We start from the raw sequence: 18,079 nt of genomic DNA on the forward strand, positions 1-18,079 counted from the left end.
GGGATCAGCGATGGCCTTGGCCCATATCCGCCCCGACCCTGCAGGCGGCGCGCCCGGCACGCGTAGCTTCATCGCAGAGCTTGGCGCGAGCCGATATTGGCGTGTCGCCGTCGGTCCGGAAGAGACACGGCGCACCGATGGCGCCCGCCTCATGGCCAAACCGGCTCATGTTAGCCAAGTCAGCGGACCTGTCCCGCCAGAAGCGCGTGGACGTGTGCGCGTCACCATCCCGGAAGAGCATTTCGACCGCGAGAACGGGCATGTGCAGCTCATGACCTATCGTGATGCCAATGGGACCGGACCGGCTTTCTCACCGGTCGTGCGCAGCGCGCCGGGGCTTCCCGATGCCATGCCCGCCCTTGGCTTCAGCGCGCGTGGTGTCCGCTCGCTGCCGCACACGCAGCCCCAGACTGCAGCGCTTAGCTGGAAACAGCCGACCCACGTTTCGTATGCGATGGTGCTTCCGGCATTTCTCGCGCCGCTTCTGTCCGCAGCAGGGCCGTTGCTTGCAGGGGCTTTACCAAAGCTGGCCACCTCGGTTGCGCCTCTCGCAGGCCAATTGCTGCAATCGGTCTTGGCTGGCCGCGAGGCTCCGCAAAACGCAGACCAGACCAGCCAGGATCGGCAGGCGCTCGATGCAGCGATTGCAGCCCTGCGAGCGCTGGCGGGAACGGGCGCACAGGCCCCTGGCGCAAACGGGGCTGCGGCCAATCCTCCCGCTCAGGCACAATCCATGCGCAATATCCGGCGGCGAAAGGCGCGCGGAGCGAGCCGGAGCAGCGCCTTCGCGCGTGAAGGCACGGCGCGTAGTCATCTGGCCAGCATGCAGCGACGCTCCCTTTCCCTGCGTCAGCAATTGCCGGTTGAGCGTTCCCAAGCGATGGTCGCGCCCCTCGCCGCGCTGCTGCCGATGCTGACGCCGCTCTTGGGCAAAGTGCTGACGCCGGAAACCGTGCAGTCCGTCATCAACATGCCGAATGAGCATATGAAGACGATTTTCAATGCGATGAAGGAAGCTGGAAAGCTGGCCATCCAGAGCGAGGAGCAAGAGTTGCAGCATCTGCGCGCGCTCACGCCATCGGTGGACGATCCGGCTCTCGATGCGCTTCTTTCAAGCGCCAATGTCGGCTTCTCCCTGTCGAAATCGGAAAACTGGCAGCGTGCGGAAAGTGTGACCTTGCATATGGAGCCCTGCCGACGGGTGACGCTGAATGGCAGGCCGGTTTGCCTGATGGCTGCGGACACCGCGTGGTCGTTTCCGCTTTCGATCACTCTTCCGACAAATTCGCAGGGCCAGTATCCGACGCTCAAAAACGCAACCTTGCGGATCGTGGTGAAAGAGAAGGATACCCTGCGTGAACTGCTGCACAAGCAGCAACCATTGGGACCAGTCGCCGCATCCGGCCCACTTCCAGCGCTTGCGCAGCTCGACGCAGCGGACGTGCGCAGATTGCCGCAAGGCGTGGACCTGATTGTCGCCTTCGCCGTCATCTGGACCAACAGCGAAGGGAAGAAGCGTGGCGCGCCCCTGCAACATCTGGTGCAGATCGCGGGCGGACCGATGTTCGATCGGTTGCAGCCTTCCGGTGAGCTGCACCGGCTGGATGAAGAAAGCGGATTTGGCGATTACGTCCACGATGTGTGGCAGAACCGCTTTCGCGATGACGCGAAGCGAGTGGTGGGGGAACTGACATATCTCTGCCCATTCGCGACAGGGGCACCGTCACATCGTCGCATGAAGACCGAATACCGTTCGGACGAGGTCGAGCGCACGCGGCAACGCCGGCATTTGCAATTGCGCAGCGGGTTCGAAATTTCGCTCGATACATTGGCAGAACTTGGCCGGATGCTGGGCGCGGAACCTGTGACGGCACAAATGCGCGCAGCCCTCGGCAGCGCGGCTTTCGCCGAAGCGGCCAATCGCAGCGCCCGTGTTGCGTTCGATTTCCGCGGCGCACCTCAAGAGGTTTTCCGCCTGCGCGCCGTTCCGACATATGACCTTGCGCGCTGCTATTTCCGCATCCCCGGTGCGGCCGATGCGAAGGGACAGATCACTTCGATGGAGGAGCGCGAAGCGCGGCTCCCGCTTCCCGCCAGTCTCGAACTCGAAGTCCATAATGACAGCACGGGTGCGCAAATCGGCATGCCTGTCTCATCCAATTTCCTCGCCGCACGGCTGCTGCGCGATAGCGGCGGAGGCGGCGAATGAGCGGCCCTGCATCGCGTTTGGAGGAGGACCTGTTCCCGTCCGCTCGTGATGTGATGGCATCCTGGGGCGATGCCTTGAGCGAAGGCGGCCGGCTGGATGCGATGGCAGTATCGGAAGCGAGCTTCGACCTTCCGGTGGAATTCCAGCTGATTGACCGCGATGGGCACATGGAGTTGCGTGCTTCGTCACCCACCCAAAAAACCCACACGACAATCCTGCCTGTCTGGCATCGTCTCAGATTGACCGTGGTTGCGGAGCGCGAGGAGGTGGGCGATGCCTGAACTTGCCGATCGCTGGCGGCTCGAGAATTTTATCGATGCGCTGATCTTTGAGCTCGACAAGGCGCAGGACACGCTTGCTGTCAAAGGCATCAATCGGCGCCTTACCTACACGGTGCGTGATGTCGCGGTCGATCTGAATGTCTTCCCCGATTACTCGCGCGACGATCTGCGATTTTCTGTCGCGCGTCCGGGGGATGAAGGTGCTTCGCGCATCACATTCCAGCTTGGTTCGATCACCGATCAGCAAATCAAGGAGACAACGCGCGATCCCGTCCGCTCGGAAGATATCGCCATATCAGAAGTCGAGGAGCTGGAACCCGAGCTGCGCGAAAGCCTGCGCCGCGTGGGCGTCAATTCAGCACGCGATCTTGAGCGTATGGAGCGGCGCAATGTCGATCTCGACCAGGTCGTCCGGGAAAAAGTGGGCAAGGAGACCCCCAGGGGCACGGTCAGCTATGACAAGCTGGCAACCATTATCTCCAAGGCGCGGCGCAAGGATTTTTCGCCGACTGTACAGTCCGTCTCACTGGCGATGGGCGGCCCCGGCGAAGCTGTAATCGACATAGCCGGAAAGCATCTCGAGGCGTTCGGCCCCGGCTACCCCATGGCCGTTATCAATGGCGAGGAGGTGGCAGCGGAAAATACGGCAAGCGGCCTACGTCTGCGCGCTCCGATTGCTGCCCTGCGCGGTGGGACCAACCAGCTAGATCTCGCACTCGACAAAGGCAGCGTCCTGCATTTGCAGATGAATAACGGCGATAACCCTGCGGAGACCGCGCAATGATGCCGCTCGGGAATCTTCGCGGCACGCGCAGGGTGAAGCCAACGCAAGGCGGCTGGTCACAGACGAAGGCTTTGCCGCAGCCGGCCTCTCCGCGCCGTGTGCGGAAAGTGCAGCCAGCGAATGAGCCGACCGAGAACCACGATCGTTCCGGTGCGGCCGGCAATTGGTCGCTTCCCGCTGAAGACGATCTGGGCGTGTCTTTCGGCCATCAACGCGCAGCAAAAGAACGATCCCGCGCGATGATAGCGGCACCGGTATTTTCGGGCGACGAATTGCAGGGCGAATTCGAGAGTGAGGGTGAGGGCCGCCGCGCGGACACTCGCATTGCCGAGAAAGAGGGCAGCGGCAGACGCATGATGCAAGGCGGGCAACGCCGATCCTCCGCGGAAGGAGACCGCGCACAGCTCGCGGATGATAACCGGGAGACTGAACCTCGCAGGACCACTTACAAGCGTCCGGCAAATTCCGGGAACACCGGGGATGACGATCGCATGATCGTGAAGCGAGACAACGGGCAAAGCCGCGAGGAGGCTCCAGCGCTCGCAGATGTCCTCGATCCGGAAGATGTGTTCGCTATGTCCGACGCCGGCGAAGGGGCATCGACAAGCGACAGCGCATGGATCGCAGAGGCGCTCACGCGCCAGAACGAGCGCGAACGCGGTGATCAGCCTGAAAACATTTCGAGCGGGCCGGGGCATGAGATTTTCGACCGGATGGGAAGCGCGCGCAGTGAAGTGCTCAGCTTCGATGCCGGACGCTTCGATGTGAATGCGCGCCTTGATGGCTTCGCCAAGGAGCTGCGCCGCGCCGATGACGCGCGCACGCCATCCACGCCACCCGATCTCAACGATCTCGATTTGCTGTCACATGTCGCGAGTCTCGCCAGCGGAGAGACCGAGGAGAGCGAGAGCGACGCGCCGCAGACGGCAGATCACGAACCGTCGGCGGGAAAAGATGACAACATCGCCTCGAAAGAAGAGGCCAAAACTGAGCCGGATAACGAACATTCCGATATGCTTTGCGATGCGCCGAAAGAGACGAGCGCAGACACCGCGCAGGACGAAGAGATTTCAGCAGACGATCGATCCGAGGAGACGGACAATGCCGACAAGCCTGAGTAAATTGCAGCACCGTTCCAACCTGCGGCATGCGCGCAGCCATCTGGTGGGCCGTCACCACCGTCTGTCGCGCCGCAGCCATGCTCAATCGTCCGCGCAGGATCTGGCGCAGAAGCTTATCGCAGCCGGGGCGGATCCGGAAAAGGCGCGAAAGGCAGCCGGCATCATTGCGGCGGCACCTTCATCTCCCATCTCTCAAGCGCAAGGCATGCGTTTGCCGTCGGTCGACATCAGTGCAGATGATGTGAAGGACGCAGTCCTTTTTGCACTCGAATGGTCACCGCTTGGCGTGGCTCTCGACGGTATTTTCTATCTTTGTGACAATTACAATCTGGCCTTCGGCGTCGGACTTGGCGGCGTAATCGGATACGGCGTCGGCGGAGGCGCAGGCGGTGGAATCGTCTTCGGGCCAAATCGCACGATCGCTCTTTACGGCACGGTGGGCGTTGTGGTCGGCCTCATAGTCGACGGGTCGATAGGCGCGCAATTCACCCTCGTGCATGGCGGACTATCTGCCTTCGGCGGCACATCGTTTACGCTGGGCGGAGCAATCGGTGAAGTGGGCGGCGTGAGCGGGCATGTCATTTTGAACACAAGCCTTCGTCCGATTGGTCTGCAAATCGAAGTCGAGATCCGCGGCGGATTACCCGTGCGAGCTATTGGAGGGGTTTGGGAAACCTATATCGGCCCTTCTGTGCAGCTTTCATTAGGCTACTACTCCGAAAGTATGTTCGGGCCCGGCTGCAATAGCGGCAACGAGCCGGTTCCGATCCCGGCTGAAGTGACGGATGAACAGGCGGCGCGAGAAATCCTCGAGTTCTTCTATCCCGATTTTTCTTTCACCGACATCACCGAAAATCACAAAAAGCTCGCTGCCAGAATGTTGCATGAGGCGATCGAAGCGAACGAAGCGCTGGACTGGGTGCCCGAGCCTTCAGGCGGTCGCCCCGGCGTAGGCTGGCTTGCAAAGAATGCGGTGAAAATCGCGTGGCGGAAGATCAAGGAAGAACGCTCCATCCGCGAAAACACGCGGGCGACCGTGGCCCGGAATTGGCGGCCTGTGCTGGATGAAATCCGCAACGGCCTGACTCCGACCGGGCTTTCTGTTTCGAGCACTTTCCAGGCCGGAAAATTCGAAATCGTCAAGCAATTGGCTCAGAACGATATTCCGCTCGATCCTCAAAATGGTGGCGGCATGTCCATCGACTGGCAGTATCTGGAGCCCGGCGACATCATCCTGGTGGCGCGCGAAGGCTTTCCGTCGGACCAGATAAGGGAAGCGACGGGCGAGGATGCCAGCCACGCCATGCTCTATGTCGGTGTCCAGAATGGCCGGTATATGGTGATCGAATCCACCGTCGGCGGCGTGCAGACCAATCCGGTCGAGGTAGCCTTGGATGGGGCGGAAGCAGCCGCCGCGTTCCGCTACCCCGGATTAACGGGCGCACAGCGCAGGAAGATCACATCCTATGCCGCACGCATGGTGGGTGAAGGGCGCGGTTACCATTACTTCGGCCTTATCCAGCAGGCGCGCTTCCGTTACGACGTCGAAAAAGTTTGCTCAGGCCTTCAGGGCCCGGATGCGACGGCATGCCGCGCTGGCCGCGCCAAGGTTCGCCTCGGCAGTCAGGCGCAGAGCGACAATTTCATCTGTTCGCAGCTGGTGGCCGAAAGCTTCAAGCAGGCTGGCGTGCCGCTGACCAATGATCCGTCGCACTGGGTGGCACCGGGCGACATGATTGCTCCCAACGCAAACATGATCGTCGACCTCGAATATATCGGCCACGTCTGGCCGTGACTTGAGGTTAGGGCGTTGATGCGGTGTGCTGATCATCAATTATTAATGGTCGGGGAGAGAGGATTCGAACCTCCGGCCCCTGCCTCCCGAAGACAGTGCTCTACCAGGCTGAGCTACTCCCCGACCGGATGCGTGGCGAGGGCGAACCCCCGCGAGGCAGAGGCGGCCCTATAGGGGGAGTGACGAATGCTGGCAAGCCTGCTCTCAAGTGAAAAGGGGTCGGTGTTTTCACTTGACCGTAACGCCTGTGCTGCCATTGCGCCGCGATGCGTGCGATGCCACTAGCCATCGCGCAATCGATCACAAGCGTAAGGGGCAGCAATGCGGGTTCTCATCACCGGAGCGGCAGGCTTTATCGGGGCGGCTTTGGCCGATGCCCTGCTGGCGCGCGGCGACGCTGTGATCGGTGTCGATGACTGCAATGCCTATTACGATCCGCAATTAAAGGCAGACCGAATTTCCCGCATTGAGGTGCAGGGTGGGGACTTCACTTTCCAAAAGGTCAATTTCGCGGACATGGCAGCGCTCGGCGCGGCGCTTGACGGCGAGAGCTTCGATGCAATCGTTCACTTGGGCGCGCAGGCGGGCGTGCGCTATTCGATCGAGAATCCGGCGGCCTACGTGCAGTCCAATGTCGTGGGCCATGCCAATATGCTGGAGATCGCGCGCCACCGCGAGGTGCGCCATATGGTCTATGCCAGCTCCTCCAGCGTTTATGGCGGCAACGACAAATTGCCCTTTAGCGTGGATGACCGCGCGGATCATCCCGTCAGCCTTTACGCCGCGACCAAGCGGGCAGACGAGATGATGAGCGAAAGTTACGCCCACCTCTACCACATCCCGCTCACCGGCCTGCGCTTCTTCACCGTTTATGGCCCGTGGGGCCGGCCCGACATGGCGATGTGGATCTTTACGAAAAAGATCCTCGCCGGCGAGCCAATTCCCGTCTTCAACAAAGGCGAGATGTGGCGCGATTTTACTTACATTGACGATATCGTTGCGGGCGTCGTCGCCGCGCTCGACAATCCGCCTGCAGATGATGGCAATGTGAAAGCGGGCGGATCGTCAAAGCCGCACGCGCTGTACAATATCGGCAACAATCGTTCCGAAAAGCTCACCCGCGTAATCGAGCTGCTCGGTGAGGCGTGTGGCCGTGAAGTGCAGATCGACTGGCAACCGATGCAAAAGGGCGACGTGCAGCGCACCTATGCCGATATCGAAGCGATCGAGCGCGATCTGGGTTACGCGCCCCGCACCACGATTGACGAAGGCGTGCCGCGCTTTGTCGATTGGTATCGTGGCTATACCGGCGAATGAAAGGACGGTGAGATTGGCAGCGACAGTGGCGCGCTGCATCGCGCTTTGCTAGCCCACCGGCATGAGTGATTCCTCGCGCCATCCGGAATGGCAATATCTCGATCTCATGCGCCATATCTGGGAGCATGGGGACAAGCGGATTGACCGCACGGGCGTGGGCACACGCTCCATCTTTGGCACTATGTTGCGGTTTGACCTTGGCGACGATCGTATCCCGCTGCTCACCACCAAACGCGTCTTCTGGAAGGCCGCCGTGCGCGAGATGCTTTGGTTCCTCACGGGGCACACGAACATCCGGCCGCTGCTACAGCAAGGCGTGCGAATCTGGTCCGACTGGCCGCTCGCCAAATACCGCCAGAAAAGCGGCGAGGATATCTCGCAGGAAGATTTCGAAAAGCGCATTGTCGAGGACGAGGCCTTTGCCGCCAATTGGGGAGATCTGGGGCCGGTCTATGGCAAGCAATGGGTCGACTGGCCGACGTACGAATACGGGGCGGATGGCAAATACACCAAGGGCCCCGGCATCAATCAGGTCGCCGAAGTGGTCGAGAGCCTGAAAGCCAATCCGGGCAGTCGCCGCCATATCATCGAAGGTTGGAACGTCGCGGAGCTCGACCGGATGGCGCTGCCGCCCTGTCACAAGACCTATCAGTTCCACGTCGCGGGTGAGGGCGATGACGCGCGGCTGAATTGCCTGCTGTACCAGCGCAGCTGCGATGTAGCGCTCGGCCTGCCGTTCAACCTTGTGGGCGCAGCCGTGCTCACCCGCATGATGGCAGCGCAGACGGGCCTGCGACCCGGCGAACTGGTGTGGAGCGGGGGGGATACGCACCTTTATCTCAACCATACGGAGCTGGTTGAAGAACAGCTGGTGCGGGAACCGGCGGGGACGCCGCGCCTTAGTCTGTTGAGGACGCCGCCGACGATTTTCGATTACCGCTTCGAAGACTTTGAAGTGCGCGATTATGAGCCACAGGGCATCCTGCGCGCACCAGTGGCGGTCTGACCTGATTGCAGCGGATTGACGGTTTCAGACGAAACTAATATAAATACGCCGCAGTAAAACATTCTAACGCGCGGGCTTTGCAGCACGCGGTGCTTTTTGGGAGAGCAGCATGGCCAAAGCCGGCGATAAAGAGGGCAGTAATCGCCCTGCGCTAGCGCTCCATGTGCCGGAGCCGAAATACCGGCCCGGCGACAAAGTCGATTTCAGCCATATCCAGGTGCCGGAAGCAGGCGCGGCGCCCCGTCCTGATGAGGCGTGCGAGGCGAAAGAAACCTATCCGCTGTGCGATGATCTCATCCGCGTTTTGGGTGATGATGACAAGGCGCATGGGCCCTGGGATCCGCGGCTCGATGCCGATACGCTGCGCCGCATGCTGCGCGAAATGGCGCTGACCCGTGCTTTCGACACGCGGATGTATCGCGCCCAGCGGCAGGGCAAAACCAGCTTCTACATGAAGTGTACGGGCGAAGAGGCGACCAGTGTCTGTGCCACCCATGCGCTTGCCGGCGATGACATGATCTTTCCGAGCTACCGCCAGCAGGGCTGCCTGATCGCGCGCGGTTACGAGCCTGAGGAAATGATCAACCAGATCTACTCCAACAAGGCCGACAAGCTGAAGGGCCGCCAGCTGCCGATCATGTATTGCTCGAAGCGGCTCAGCTTTTTCACGATCAGCGGCAACCTTGCGACCCAGCTTCCGCAGGCGACTGGCTTTGCGATGGCGAGCGCCAGCAAGGGCGACTCGCGTATTGCGGCGACGTGGGTGGGTGAGGGCAGCACGGCGGAAGGCGACTTCCACTCCGCGCTGACTTTTGCGACCGTTTACAACGCCCCGGTCATTTTCAACGTGATCAACAATCAATGGGCAATCTCGTCCTTCTCCGGCTTTGCGGGTGCCGAGCGGGCGACCTTCGCCGCACGCGCCATCGGCTATGGCATGGCGGGATTGCGGGTGGACGGAAACGATCCGCTAGCCGTCTATGCTGCCGAACGCTGGGCAGCAGACCGCGCCCGCGCCAATGGCGGGCCGACGCTGATCGAACACTTCACTTACCGCGCCGAAGGGCACTCGACCTCGGACGACCCAAGCGCCTATCGCTCCGCCGAAGAGCGTGACGAATGGCCGATGGGCGACCCGGTAATGCGCCTGAAGAACCACCTGATTGCGCTTGGCGAATGGTCCGAAGAGCAGCAGGCTAAGCAGGACGCGGAACTCGATACGATGGTGAAGCAGGCGCAGAAGGATGCCGAAAAGAACGGCATTCTTGGGCACGGCCTGCACCACCCGTTTCACACTATGTTTGAAGACGTGTTCGAGGATCTGCCCTGGCACCTGCAGGAGCAGGCCGACCAGGCGATCCGCGAGCGCGAGATCAAGTTTCCGGAGGGCCTCAAAAAATGAGCGAGGCAATTGAGCACGACCTGCAGGCCGATACCGGCATCGGCCCTTCCGAGGATGCGGGCGAAGTAAAACACATGAACATGATCGAGGCGATCAATTCCGCGCTCGACGTGATGCTGGACCGCGATGACAACGTCACGCTGCTGGGCGAAGATATCGGCTATTTCGGCGGCGTGTTCCGCTGCACAGCCGGCCTGCAGGAAAAGTATGGTAAAACTCGCGTGTTCGATACGCCGATTTCGGAATGCGGCATTATCGGTGTCGCGGTGGGCATGGGGGCCTACGGCCTGCGCCCAGTGCCCGAAATCCAGTTCGCTGATTATATCTATCCCGGCCTCGACCAGCTCATCTCCGAAGCAGCGCGCCTGCGCTACCGCTCAGCTGGGGAATTCATCGCCCCGATGACCGTTCGCAGCCCGTTTGGCGGCGGCATTTTCGGTGGGCAGACCCACTCTCAGAGCCCGGAAGCGATTTTCACGCACGTCTCTGGCCTGAAGACGGTGATCCCCGCGACGCCTTATGACGCGAAGGGGCTGCTGATCAGCTGCATTGAAGACAACGATCCCACGATCTTCTTCGAGCCCAAGCGTATCTATAACGGACCGTTTGACGGGTTCTACGACAAGCCGGCGAAAAGCTGGAAGGGCCGCGACGATGCGCAGGTACCTGAAGGCTATTACAAGATTCCGCTTGGCAAGGCCCGACAGGTTACCGAAGGCGACCAGTTGACGATCCTTACCTACGGCACGATGGTCCATGTCGCGCAGGCGGTGTGCGAAGAGAAAGGCGTGGAGGCCGAAATTCTCGACCTGCGGACGCTCGTCCCGCTCGATATCGAAGCGATCGAAGCCTCGGTCGAGCGCACCGGACGCTGCCTGATCGTGCACGAGGCAACGCGCACTTCCGGCTTTGGCGCAGAGCTTTCCGCGCTGGTAACAGAGCGCTGTTTCTATCATCTCGAAGCCGCGGTCGAACGCGTTACCGGCTTCGACACACCCTATCCGCACAGCCTCGAATGGGCGTATTTCCCCGGTCCCGTCCGCATTGGCGAGGCCATCGACAAGATTCTGGCAGAGTAAGCGCTATGGCAAAATACACGCACCCCATGCCCGATATCGGTGAAGGCATCACCGAGGCGGAAATCGTCACCTGGCAAAAGCAGGTCGGCGACCGTGTCGAGGAAGACGAAGAAGTCGTCGATATGATGACCGACAAGGCCACCGTGCCGCTGGAAAGCCCGGTGACCGGCACGATCGTCGAGATCGCTGGCGAGGCTGGCGACATGGTCGCCATCGGTAGCCCGATCTTCGTTATCGAAGTCGAAGGCGAAGTGCCTGACGATGTGGCCGATGAAGCTGAGGCGGCGGAAGCTGCACCTGCGCCCAAGGACAGTGAAGTCGAGGAGCGGATCGAGGTCGAAAATCCCGACCCTTCCGATCAGGAAGATGCGGCGAAGGCGGCTCCCGAACCGACCCCGGAACCTGCTCCCGAACCTGTCGAAGGGCGAAAAGGCGAAACCGCGGAAAATCGCGCTTCGGCAAGCTCAGCACGAACGGACACTGGCGATAGCTCAAAAGTCCTCGCCACCCCCGCAGTGCGCAAGCGTGCACGCGACATGGGCATCGATCTCGCGCAGGTAAAACCTGCTGATGACGGCCGCGTGCGCCATGCCGATCTCGACGCGTTTATTTCGTACTCAGGCGGCTATGCCAGCGCCGGGAAGGCGCGCGCGGATGAGGAAATCAAGGTCATCGGCCTGCGCAAGCGGATTGCCGAGAACATGGCCGCGGCCAAGCGCAATATTCCGCATTTCACCTATGTCGAGGAATGCGATGTCACTGAACTGGAGCGCACCCGCGCCCAGCTGAATGAAAATCGCGGGGACAAGCCCAAGCTCACTATGCTCCCGCTGCTCATCACGGCGATTTGCAAGGTGCTGCCCGATTTCCCAATGATCAACGCGCGCTTTGACGATGAAGCGAAATTGGTCACGCGTCATGGCAGCGTGCATCTGGGCATGGCGACGATGACCGATAACGGCCTGATGGTCCCTGTCATTCGCGATGCACAGGGCAAGAACCTCTACCAGCTCGCCAATGACATCCAGCGCCTCGCCAATGCCGCACGCGATGGCAGCGCCAAGTCGGAAGAGCTATCGGGCTCGACACTCACAATTACTTCGCTCGGCCCACTGGGCGGCGTTGCGACGACGCCGGTCATCAATCGCCCGGAAGTCGCCATTATCGGCCCGAATCGTATCGTTGAACGCCCGATGTTCGTGACCCAGCCTGACGGCAGCGAGCGGGTGGAAAAGCGCAAGCTGATGAACATTTCAATCAGCTGCGATCACCGCGTCGTCGATGGTTATGATGCGGCTGCGTTCGTGCAGGAAGTGAAGAAAATGATCGAGGCCCCGGCACGCATTCTGGCGGGCTGAGGCCTTCGCGAAAAAGAGTTCAAAAAGGCGCGCAACGTGTGTTGACAGCCAATCGGCCCTCAACTAGATGCGCGTCTCCCAAGAGGCGCTAGCCGCTTAAATGCGCGGGTGTAGCTCAGTTGGTTAGAGTATCGGCCTGTCACGCCGAGGGTCGCGGGTTCGAGTCCCGTCACTCGCGCCACTTGGGACATTTCCTCAACCCGGTTTCGATACGCTGTCGCAGTGATATGCGCTGCGTCCGCTCACTTTCGACTTCGTGATTGTCCCGTCACAGCGACGGCAATCTTCCCCTTTGTGGCGGTGGCTCACCAGCCAGCGATAGGGAAGCTGCGAATAATCGGCGTCCTTGTCGCAAACGCCTGCCAGGATCCGGCGCATCGCGGCATGCATTTTCCGAAGCGTTTTTTCGTCCAGATCCGACGCCTTAGTCTCCGGATGCAATTCGGATTGGAACAGGATTTCATCCGACCACAGATTGCCGATCCCGGCCAGCTTCTTCTGCGCCATCAGCGCGCCCTTGATCGCGCCATTGGTACTGCCGATCACTTCGACAAAATCATCCTCTGAAATGTCCATCGCATCGGGGCCGAAACCGCGCTCCGCAATCTCGTCTTCCGGATCATCGAGCACATGCACCCAGCCCAGCTTGCGAGGGCAGCTGAATGCCAGCCGCCGCTCGCCCTCGAAAGCAATCAGGATGCGATTGAAATCGGGCGGAGTGTGATCGCTCGTGTCATAGGCCAGCAGTCGTCCGGTCATTCCCAGATGGACACAAATCCACGGGCCGTCCTTCGAGCCGGCAAAGATCAGTTTGCCGTGGCGATGTGTTTCGGTGAATTGGTGCCCGACAAGCCGCTCCCGCGCGTTTCCGCCGGGCAGTTCGACATGTTCGGTATCATCGCCGAGCTCGACAGACTCGATGGTGCGATTGAGGCACTTCTCCGCAATTGTACGGCGATAATGTTCGGCTTCAGGGAGTTCTGGCATGGTCACTCAACCCGCCGCGAGCGGCGTCTGTTCCATCTTGCTGTTTTTGGCAAGGGGAGGCACACCGCACTGCATGGCCAACAGTTTTACCTTTCATTACGGCCCGCAGGTCGTCAGCGGCATCGGCGCGAGCGGTGATCTCGATCCGTATGTGCCTGAGGGCCCGATCCTTTTCGTAACCGATGCCAATCTGCGCGCGCTCGGCCTGGCGGATCGTGCGCTGGCCGGTCTTCGCGAGCGGCACGAGGTGACTGTATTCGACGATGTGCAGGAAGATCCGCACGAGGCGAGCGTGCTCGCCGCGCTCGATGCGGCGAAAGAAATGGGCGCGACGGGCGTCGTCGGTTTTGGCGGCGGCAGTCCGATGGATGTCGCGAAGGCGGTCGCCTATCTGCTCGGCAGCGGAGACGATATCGCGGACATCTATGGCGTCGGCATGGCCTATGGGAGGGGCGCTCCGCTGGCCCTTATTCCGACGACTGCGGGGACGGGCAGCGAAGCTACGAACATCTCTATTCTTACGGTGGGCGAGACGCAGAAGATGGGCATAGTCAGCAATGCGCTCTACGCGACCTACGCCGTGCTCGATGCGAGCCTCACCACCGGCTTGCCGCGCCATGTGACCGCGGCAACCGGGGTGGATGCAATGGTGCATGCGATCGAGGCTTACACTACCAAGCGGCTCAAAAACCCGATTTCCGATGCGCTGGCTAAAGAGGCGCTGCGGCTGCTGTCGGCTAACTTGATAACGGCATGCGAGAAGCCGGACAATCTGGAGGCGCGGGATGCTATGCTCCGCGGCAGCTATCTGGCGGGCGTGGCCTTTTCCAATGCGCCCTGTGCTGGCGTTCACGCGCTCGCCTATCCACTGGGAGGACACTTTCATGTGCCGCACGGACTTTCCAATGCGCTGATGCTGCCGCAGGTCCTCACGCACACGATGCCTGCTGCGCGCGAGCTTTATGCTGAACTGGCCGAAGTGGTGGACCCGACACTGACGGGCCTCGGCACGCAGGCGAAAGCGCAAGGTTTCGTCGAGGCGATGCGTGACTTGGCGATTGCGGCGGGCCTCTCGCTGCGCCTTGCCGATGTTGGCATTTCGGCGGAGCATCTCGATCTGTTGGCCGACGAAGCGATGCTGCAAACCCGGCTGTTGCAGAACAATATGATCGACATCACCCGCGATGATGCGCGGCGGATGTATGAGGCTGCCCTATGAGCGAGAAACGCCCCGATCCGCGCGGACGCGATGCCTATTCCGTCTGGCGCAAAATCCCCACGCGATGGGCGGACAATGACGTGTACGGGCACGTGAACAATGTCACCTATTACGCCTGGTTCGACACGGCGGTGAATGCAGCGCTGGTGGAGCGCGGCCTGCTCGATATCGAAAACTCCGAAATGATCGGTCTCGTGGTGGAGACGCAGTGCCGCTATTTCGCGCCGCTCGCCTTTCCGCAGACTGTGGAGGCAGGTGTGCGCGTAGCTAAGCTGGGCTCATCAAGCGTGCGGTATGAGGTGGGAATTTTTGCCGAGGGCAGCGATATAACGGCGGCAGAGGGGCACTTCATCCACGTTTATGTCGATCGCGAGACGCGTCGGCCAGTGGCTTTGCCAGAAGATTGGCGCGCATTCCTTCAAACCCTGAGTTAGTCGATCCAACTCCGCCAGATCTCGGGAGCAACGGCCGCGATCGTCACGTGTTTAGGTCCGTCGCCTGCCGCAATTCGAACGATTTCTTCGCCTGACACCAGGGAGACGATCGAGACATCGTCACTGCGGGTATTGGCTAGCACACAGAACTCGCCTGCCGTGTCGATAGCCGACCATGAGGGCGCATTCCCGACAGCTATGGTCCGCTGCAGCGTAAGACCCTCGGTAGAGACGAGTGCGGCATAATCGGAAGCGCGCCCAGCAACGCATAGCAGCGATCCGTCTGGCGTGATGGCCAGCCCGTGATGCGGGGCTTCAAAATCCCAATCGTCCACGGTAACACCATCGGCGATTGGCAAATCGATGCGCGCGCGTTGCATGTCTACCGCAAGGTCGTGCGCCACGATCGCGTGAGTGTTCGACAATTGCGCGAACAGCATAGTCTCATCGGGCGACAGTTGGAAGGGTCTCACCCCGGCTTCGAACCGGTATTCGCGCGGGTCTACTGTTTCATCAGTGAGCGAAGCGACGGTGACCAGGTATGCACGCGGATCGGCATCGCGGGTCGAAAGGTCGGTCTGCATGTCGCCCAGGCTGGCAATGAAAAGGCGCGAGCCGTCGGCAGAAAAAGTGACGTCATGCGGCCATGTGCCTGTCTGCACTTCGCGTATTACCTCGCCATTTGCGGTGTCGATCAATTGGACGACATCGCCGCCCATGATCGTTGCCGCGACCGCCAGCCTACGCCCGTCGGGTGAGATCGCCATGTGATCCGCTCTGATCCCGGCAACGGGCGTGCGCCACAGTGCCTCGCCATTTTCGAGACTGAGCGCGACCACGTCGCCCAGATATCCCCGCGAGACAAACATTACAGTCCCGTCGCGGGAGATATCGGTGTCCTGCGCGAAGTTGAGCCCTGCGCGGCTCTCGACAATGGGTTGGGCCACGCTTTGAAGCAAGTCGCGCAAGGGGCCGACGCGTTTGCCGTCAGGTGCTACGTCAATCGTGGCGACCACGGATTGGGAAGCCAGATCGATCACCGTGACAGAGCCATCAAGTGCATTGGCGACGAAGACCATCTCACGCGCCTCGCCCGAAATTTCGTCATGGCTGGCGCGCGGTCCGCTGCCGTAATCGCTCTCTTGCAATGCTATCCACCCAGCGATTGCTATGCTGATGCCCAGCAGGCCGAGGATTATACTTTTGAGTGACATTACTTCTCGGGTTTAACGCCCCAATTGCCGGTTTCCATCCAGATGAGGAAATTGCGCAAGGGTAAGAGCCAGATCAGGCCGAGAATGATGTAGATCACCGCCTGCACCAGGCCGGGCCAGCTACCGATGATATCGGGCGCATAGCGCGCGATCACGATGCCGTAGATCATCAGCGCGGCGAACAGGCCGAGGATGCCGACAGGGATGCGCCAGGTGGGTTCGGTTCTCATCGCTCAAAAGGTCCGTAAATGCGGGTGGAAGTTACAATCGCGGCAAGCGACATATCATGCGCTTCCCGCGGCAGGCTGTCCACTTTCTGGATGTCCCAGGCAAGGCCGATAGCGATCGTGTCCTGGTGTGCTGCAAGCCAGCGATCGTAGAACCCGCCGCCCATGCCGAGCCGCGTACCACTTTCGGTAAAGCCGACGAGCGGAACGAAAAGAACGTCAGGCGTGATCTCCGGCGCGCTGGCCTCGGGCTGCATCAGGCCGCCCGGACCTTCTTCCAGATCGCTTTCACCATAGGGATCGGTGTGGGTGTGAAAATTCATCTGCCCGTCCATCGCGATGACGCGGGGAAGGGCGATGGTGAGGCCTTCTTCCATGAAGAAGCGCGCATAGCCGGCTGCGGGTGCTTCACCATCAGTCGCGCGGTAGAGGCCGATGCTCGCGCCTTCGGGGACCATTTCCAGCACCGGCGCTGGCGGGCGGCGCATAACCAGCGCGCTTACCGCAGGTGAGAGACCAGCGGCGTGTTCGCGGCGTGCCTCGCGGAGCTCTTTACGTTGCTCTGATTTGAAAGCGGTGATGTCGTTCATAGCCCACCCCATAACCGCTCATGCTGAGCCTGTCGAAGCATCGCTTTTGCTTTCGTGGAGGATGACGAAAAGTAAGAACAACCCTTCGACAAGCTCAGGGTGAGCGGATTGTGTGCTGAAAACAAAAACCCCGCCCTCAAGTAGCAGAGCGGTAGGGCGAATAATTAAGTGGCGGAACCACCATGGGTCGTTTTCCTGGAAATCCTCTGACGCCTCAACGTCAGGTGGGCGCCATATGCACCGATGCCACAGCCGAACTGGTGCACCGGGCAGGGACAGCTCCCTTTTATTTGCTTATAGCCTCAGGGATTTTCACTCCAGATCGTGCCGGGCAGTCCCGCCGAGCCCTACTTAGGAAGCGCTCGCGCCAGTCTCAAGCTGCATAGCGATTGTTTCGAGCCTGTCGGCCATCGCTTCGAGCTTCTCAGCAGTCTCGGCATCTGCGGCAGGCGGAGCCGGGGAGGGCGTTGCAGCCTTGGCCTCATGCAACTCATCCGCCAGCAGCAGCGAGGCGTAAAGCAGGATACGCTCGGGCGATTGACCGACCAGATTGTCGAGTTCCGACAGTTTCTTATCGATCGAGGCACCGAGCATTTCGATATGCGGCTCTTCGCCTTCGGCGCATGCGATGGTGTATTTGCGTCCGGCAATTTCGAGAGTGACGTTGCTCATGATTTCGGGCTCATCGTTCCAGCGTCCCGATCAGCCTGTCGATCTGCTGCAAGGCTTCGCCAGCTTCGCGCTGCAACTCGGCATAGCGGGCTTCCAGTTCGGGGTCCGATCCGGGGCCGGATGCAGGCCGGGGCGCATTCGCCGCTGCCTCAATGCGCTGCGCAGCCGCATCGATGCGGGCCATCGCGTGTCGCACGCGTTCGGAGAGGGAATTTGCCTCCATGACACCGGATTAGCCCTTTATCGCGCTGCGGCAAAGCTTAACGGGGGAAAGCTGTGAATAATCCTCACGGAAAAGTGACGCGTTTTGGCGCTGCGGAGGGCCGTTTGCTTGACCTTGCGAGCGGCCCCCATCACACAGCCTCTAACCGAATCGCCTCCGCA

General features: G+C 60.7%; 18 protein-coding genes, 2 tRNA genes and 1 other RNA gene. 13 read left to right on the plus strand and 8 right to left on the minus strand.

Going from position 1 to position 18,079, the window contains the following annotated elements; all coding sequences use genetic code 11:
- Window positions 1-10: 10 nt before the first annotated feature.
- The 5 genes from I5L03_RS07635 to I5L03_RS07655 all read left to right on the plus strand — a co-directional run bounded on the left by I5L03_RS07635 (window position 11) and on the right by I5L03_RS07655 (window position 6,190).
- Complete coding sequence (locus I5L03_RS07635) at window positions 11-2,209, plus strand: hypothetical protein (protein WP_197921152.1); 2,199 nt, start codon at window positions 11-13, stop codon at window positions 2,207-2,209.
- Complete coding sequence (locus tag I5L03_RS07640; protein WP_197921153.1) at window positions 2,206-2,490, plus strand: hypothetical protein; 285 nt, start codon at window positions 2,206-2,208, stop codon at window positions 2,488-2,490. The genes I5L03_RS07635 and I5L03_RS07640 overlap by 4 nt, the downstream gene beginning before the upstream one ends.
- Window positions 2,483-3,274, plus strand: coding sequence for a hypothetical protein (locus tag I5L03_RS07645; RefSeq protein ID WP_197921154.1), 792 nt, complete (start codon window positions 2,483-2,485; stop codon window positions 3,272-3,274). Before I5L03_RS07640 ends, I5L03_RS07645 begins: the two co-directional genes overlap by 8 nt.
- A gap of 107 nt (window positions 3,275-3,381) precedes the next feature.
- A complete protein-coding gene (locus I5L03_RS07650) occupies window positions 3,382-4,395 on the plus strand; it encodes a hypothetical protein (protein ID WP_234035139.1) in 1,014 nt (337 codons plus the stop codon).
- Entirely contained in the window at window positions 4,376-6,190 is a 1,815-nt protein-coding gene (locus I5L03_RS07655) for a YiiX/YebB-like N1pC/P60 family cysteine hydrolase (protein WP_197921156.1), read from the plus strand. Before I5L03_RS07650 ends, I5L03_RS07655 begins: the two co-directional genes overlap by 20 nt.
- 46 nt (window positions 6,191-6,236) lie before the next feature.
- Here I5L03_RS07655 and I5L03_RS07660 read toward each other — a convergent pair.
- A tRNA-Pro gene (locus I5L03_RS07660) sits at window positions 6,237-6,313 on the minus strand.
- Window positions 6,314-6,511: 198 nt separating this feature from the next.
- On the opposite strand from I5L03_RS07660, the gene I5L03_RS07665 reads away from it, so the two are divergent.
- The 6 genes from I5L03_RS07665 (at window position 6,512) to I5L03_RS07690 (ending at window position 12,533) form a co-directional block, all read left to right on the plus strand.
- Window positions 6,512-7,507 carry an NAD-dependent epimerase/dehydratase family protein gene (locus tag I5L03_RS07665; RefSeq protein WP_197921157.1) on the plus strand — a complete coding sequence of 332 codons (996 nt, stop codon included), beginning with the start codon at window positions 6,512-6,514 and terminating at the stop codon, window positions 7,505-7,507.
- Window positions 7,508-7,568: 61 nt separating this feature from the next.
- A complete protein-coding gene (gene thyA / locus I5L03_RS07670) occupies window positions 7,569-8,513 on the plus strand; it encodes a thymidylate synthase (RefSeq protein ID WP_234035140.1) in 945 nt (314 codons plus the stop codon).
- 109 nt (window positions 8,514-8,622) lie between these two features.
- Entirely contained in the window at window positions 8,623-9,915 is a 1,293-nt protein-coding gene (locus tag I5L03_RS07675; RefSeq protein ID WP_197921158.1) for a 3-methyl-2-oxobutanoate dehydrogenase (2-methylpropanoyl-transferring) subunit alpha, read from the plus strand.
- A gap of 74 nt (window positions 9,916-9,989) precedes the next feature.
- A complete protein-coding gene (locus I5L03_RS07680) occupies window positions 9,990-10,994 on the plus strand; it encodes an alpha-ketoacid dehydrogenase subunit beta (protein WP_234035177.1) in 1,005 nt (334 codons plus the stop codon).
- 5 nt (window positions 10,995-10,999) lie between these two features.
- Window positions 11,000-12,352 (plus strand): dihydrolipoamide acetyltransferase family protein, encoded by a 1,353-nt coding sequence (locus I5L03_RS07685; protein WP_197921160.1) that lies wholly within the window; start codon window positions 11,000-11,002, stop codon window positions 12,350-12,352.
- Between the two features lie 104 nt (window positions 12,353-12,456).
- Window positions 12,457-12,533, plus strand: a tRNA-Asp gene (locus I5L03_RS07690).
- Between the two features lie 14 nt (window positions 12,534-12,547).
- On the opposite strand, the gene I5L03_RS07695 is transcribed toward I5L03_RS07690, so the two are convergent.
- The gene (locus tag I5L03_RS07695) at window positions 12,548-13,339 is read right to left on the minus strand and encodes an Fpg/Nei family DNA glycosylase (RefSeq protein ID WP_197921161.1); all 792 of its coding nucleotides are present in this window, start codon (window positions 13,337-13,339) and stop codon (window positions 12,548-12,550) included.
- Window positions 13,340-13,412: 73 nt separating this feature from the next.
- On the opposite strand from I5L03_RS07695, the gene I5L03_RS07700 reads away from it, so the two are divergent.
- Window positions 13,413-14,558 (plus strand): iron-containing alcohol dehydrogenase, encoded by a 1,146-nt coding sequence (locus I5L03_RS07700; protein WP_197921162.1) that lies wholly within the window; start codon window positions 13,413-13,415, stop codon window positions 14,556-14,558.
- The gene (locus tag I5L03_RS07705; RefSeq protein ID WP_197921163.1) at window positions 14,555-14,992 is read left to right on the plus strand and encodes an acyl-CoA thioesterase; all 438 of its coding nucleotides are present in this window, start codon (window positions 14,555-14,557) and stop codon (window positions 14,990-14,992) included. The genes I5L03_RS07700 and I5L03_RS07705 overlap by 4 nt, the downstream gene beginning before the upstream one ends.
- On the opposite strand, the gene I5L03_RS07710 is transcribed toward I5L03_RS07705, so the two are convergent.
- The 6 genes from I5L03_RS07710 to I5L03_RS07730 all read right to left on the minus strand — a co-directional run bounded on the left by I5L03_RS07710 (window position 14,989) and on the right by I5L03_RS07730 (window position 17,918).
- Window positions 14,989-16,206: a beta-propeller fold lactonase family protein gene (locus tag I5L03_RS07710; RefSeq protein WP_197921164.1), complete on the minus strand. Its 1,218-nt coding sequence runs from the start codon at window positions 16,204-16,206 to the stop codon at window positions 14,989-14,991. The two genes, I5L03_RS07705 and I5L03_RS07710, sit on opposite strands and share 4 nt — an antisense overlap.
- The gene (locus I5L03_RS07715) at window positions 16,206-16,436 is read right to left on the minus strand and encodes a DUF2842 domain-containing protein (protein ID WP_197921165.1); all 231 of its coding nucleotides are present in this window, start codon (window positions 16,434-16,436) and stop codon (window positions 16,206-16,208) included. Before I5L03_RS07715 ends, I5L03_RS07710 begins: the two co-directional genes overlap by 1 nt.
- Window positions 16,433-17,023: a 5-formyltetrahydrofolate cyclo-ligase gene (locus I5L03_RS07720; protein WP_197921166.1), complete on the minus strand. Its 591-nt coding sequence runs from the start codon at window positions 17,021-17,023 to the stop codon at window positions 16,433-16,435. The genes I5L03_RS07715 and I5L03_RS07720 overlap by 4 nt, the downstream gene beginning before the upstream one ends.
- Before the next feature lie 170 nt (window positions 17,024-17,193).
- Window positions 17,194-17,364: non-coding RNA, 6S RNA (gene ssrS, locus I5L03_RS13645), on the minus strand.
- 10 nt (window positions 17,365-17,374) lie between these two features.
- Entirely contained in the window at window positions 17,375-17,695 is a 321-nt protein-coding gene (locus I5L03_RS07725; RefSeq protein ID WP_197921167.1) for a cell division protein ZapA, read from the minus strand.
- Window positions 17,696-17,705: 10 nt separating this feature from the next.
- The gene (locus I5L03_RS07730; protein ID WP_197921168.1) at window positions 17,706-17,918 is read right to left on the minus strand and encodes a hypothetical protein; all 213 of its coding nucleotides are present in this window, start codon (window positions 17,916-17,918) and stop codon (window positions 17,706-17,708) included.
- Between the last annotated feature and the right edge of the window lie 161 nt (window positions 17,919-18,079).

It is taken from the genome of Aurantiacibacter sediminis, from assembly GCF_016019885.1.
Lineage (GTDB): Bacteria > Pseudomonadota > Alphaproteobacteria > Sphingomonadales > Sphingomonadaceae > Alteraurantiacibacter > Alteraurantiacibacter sediminis.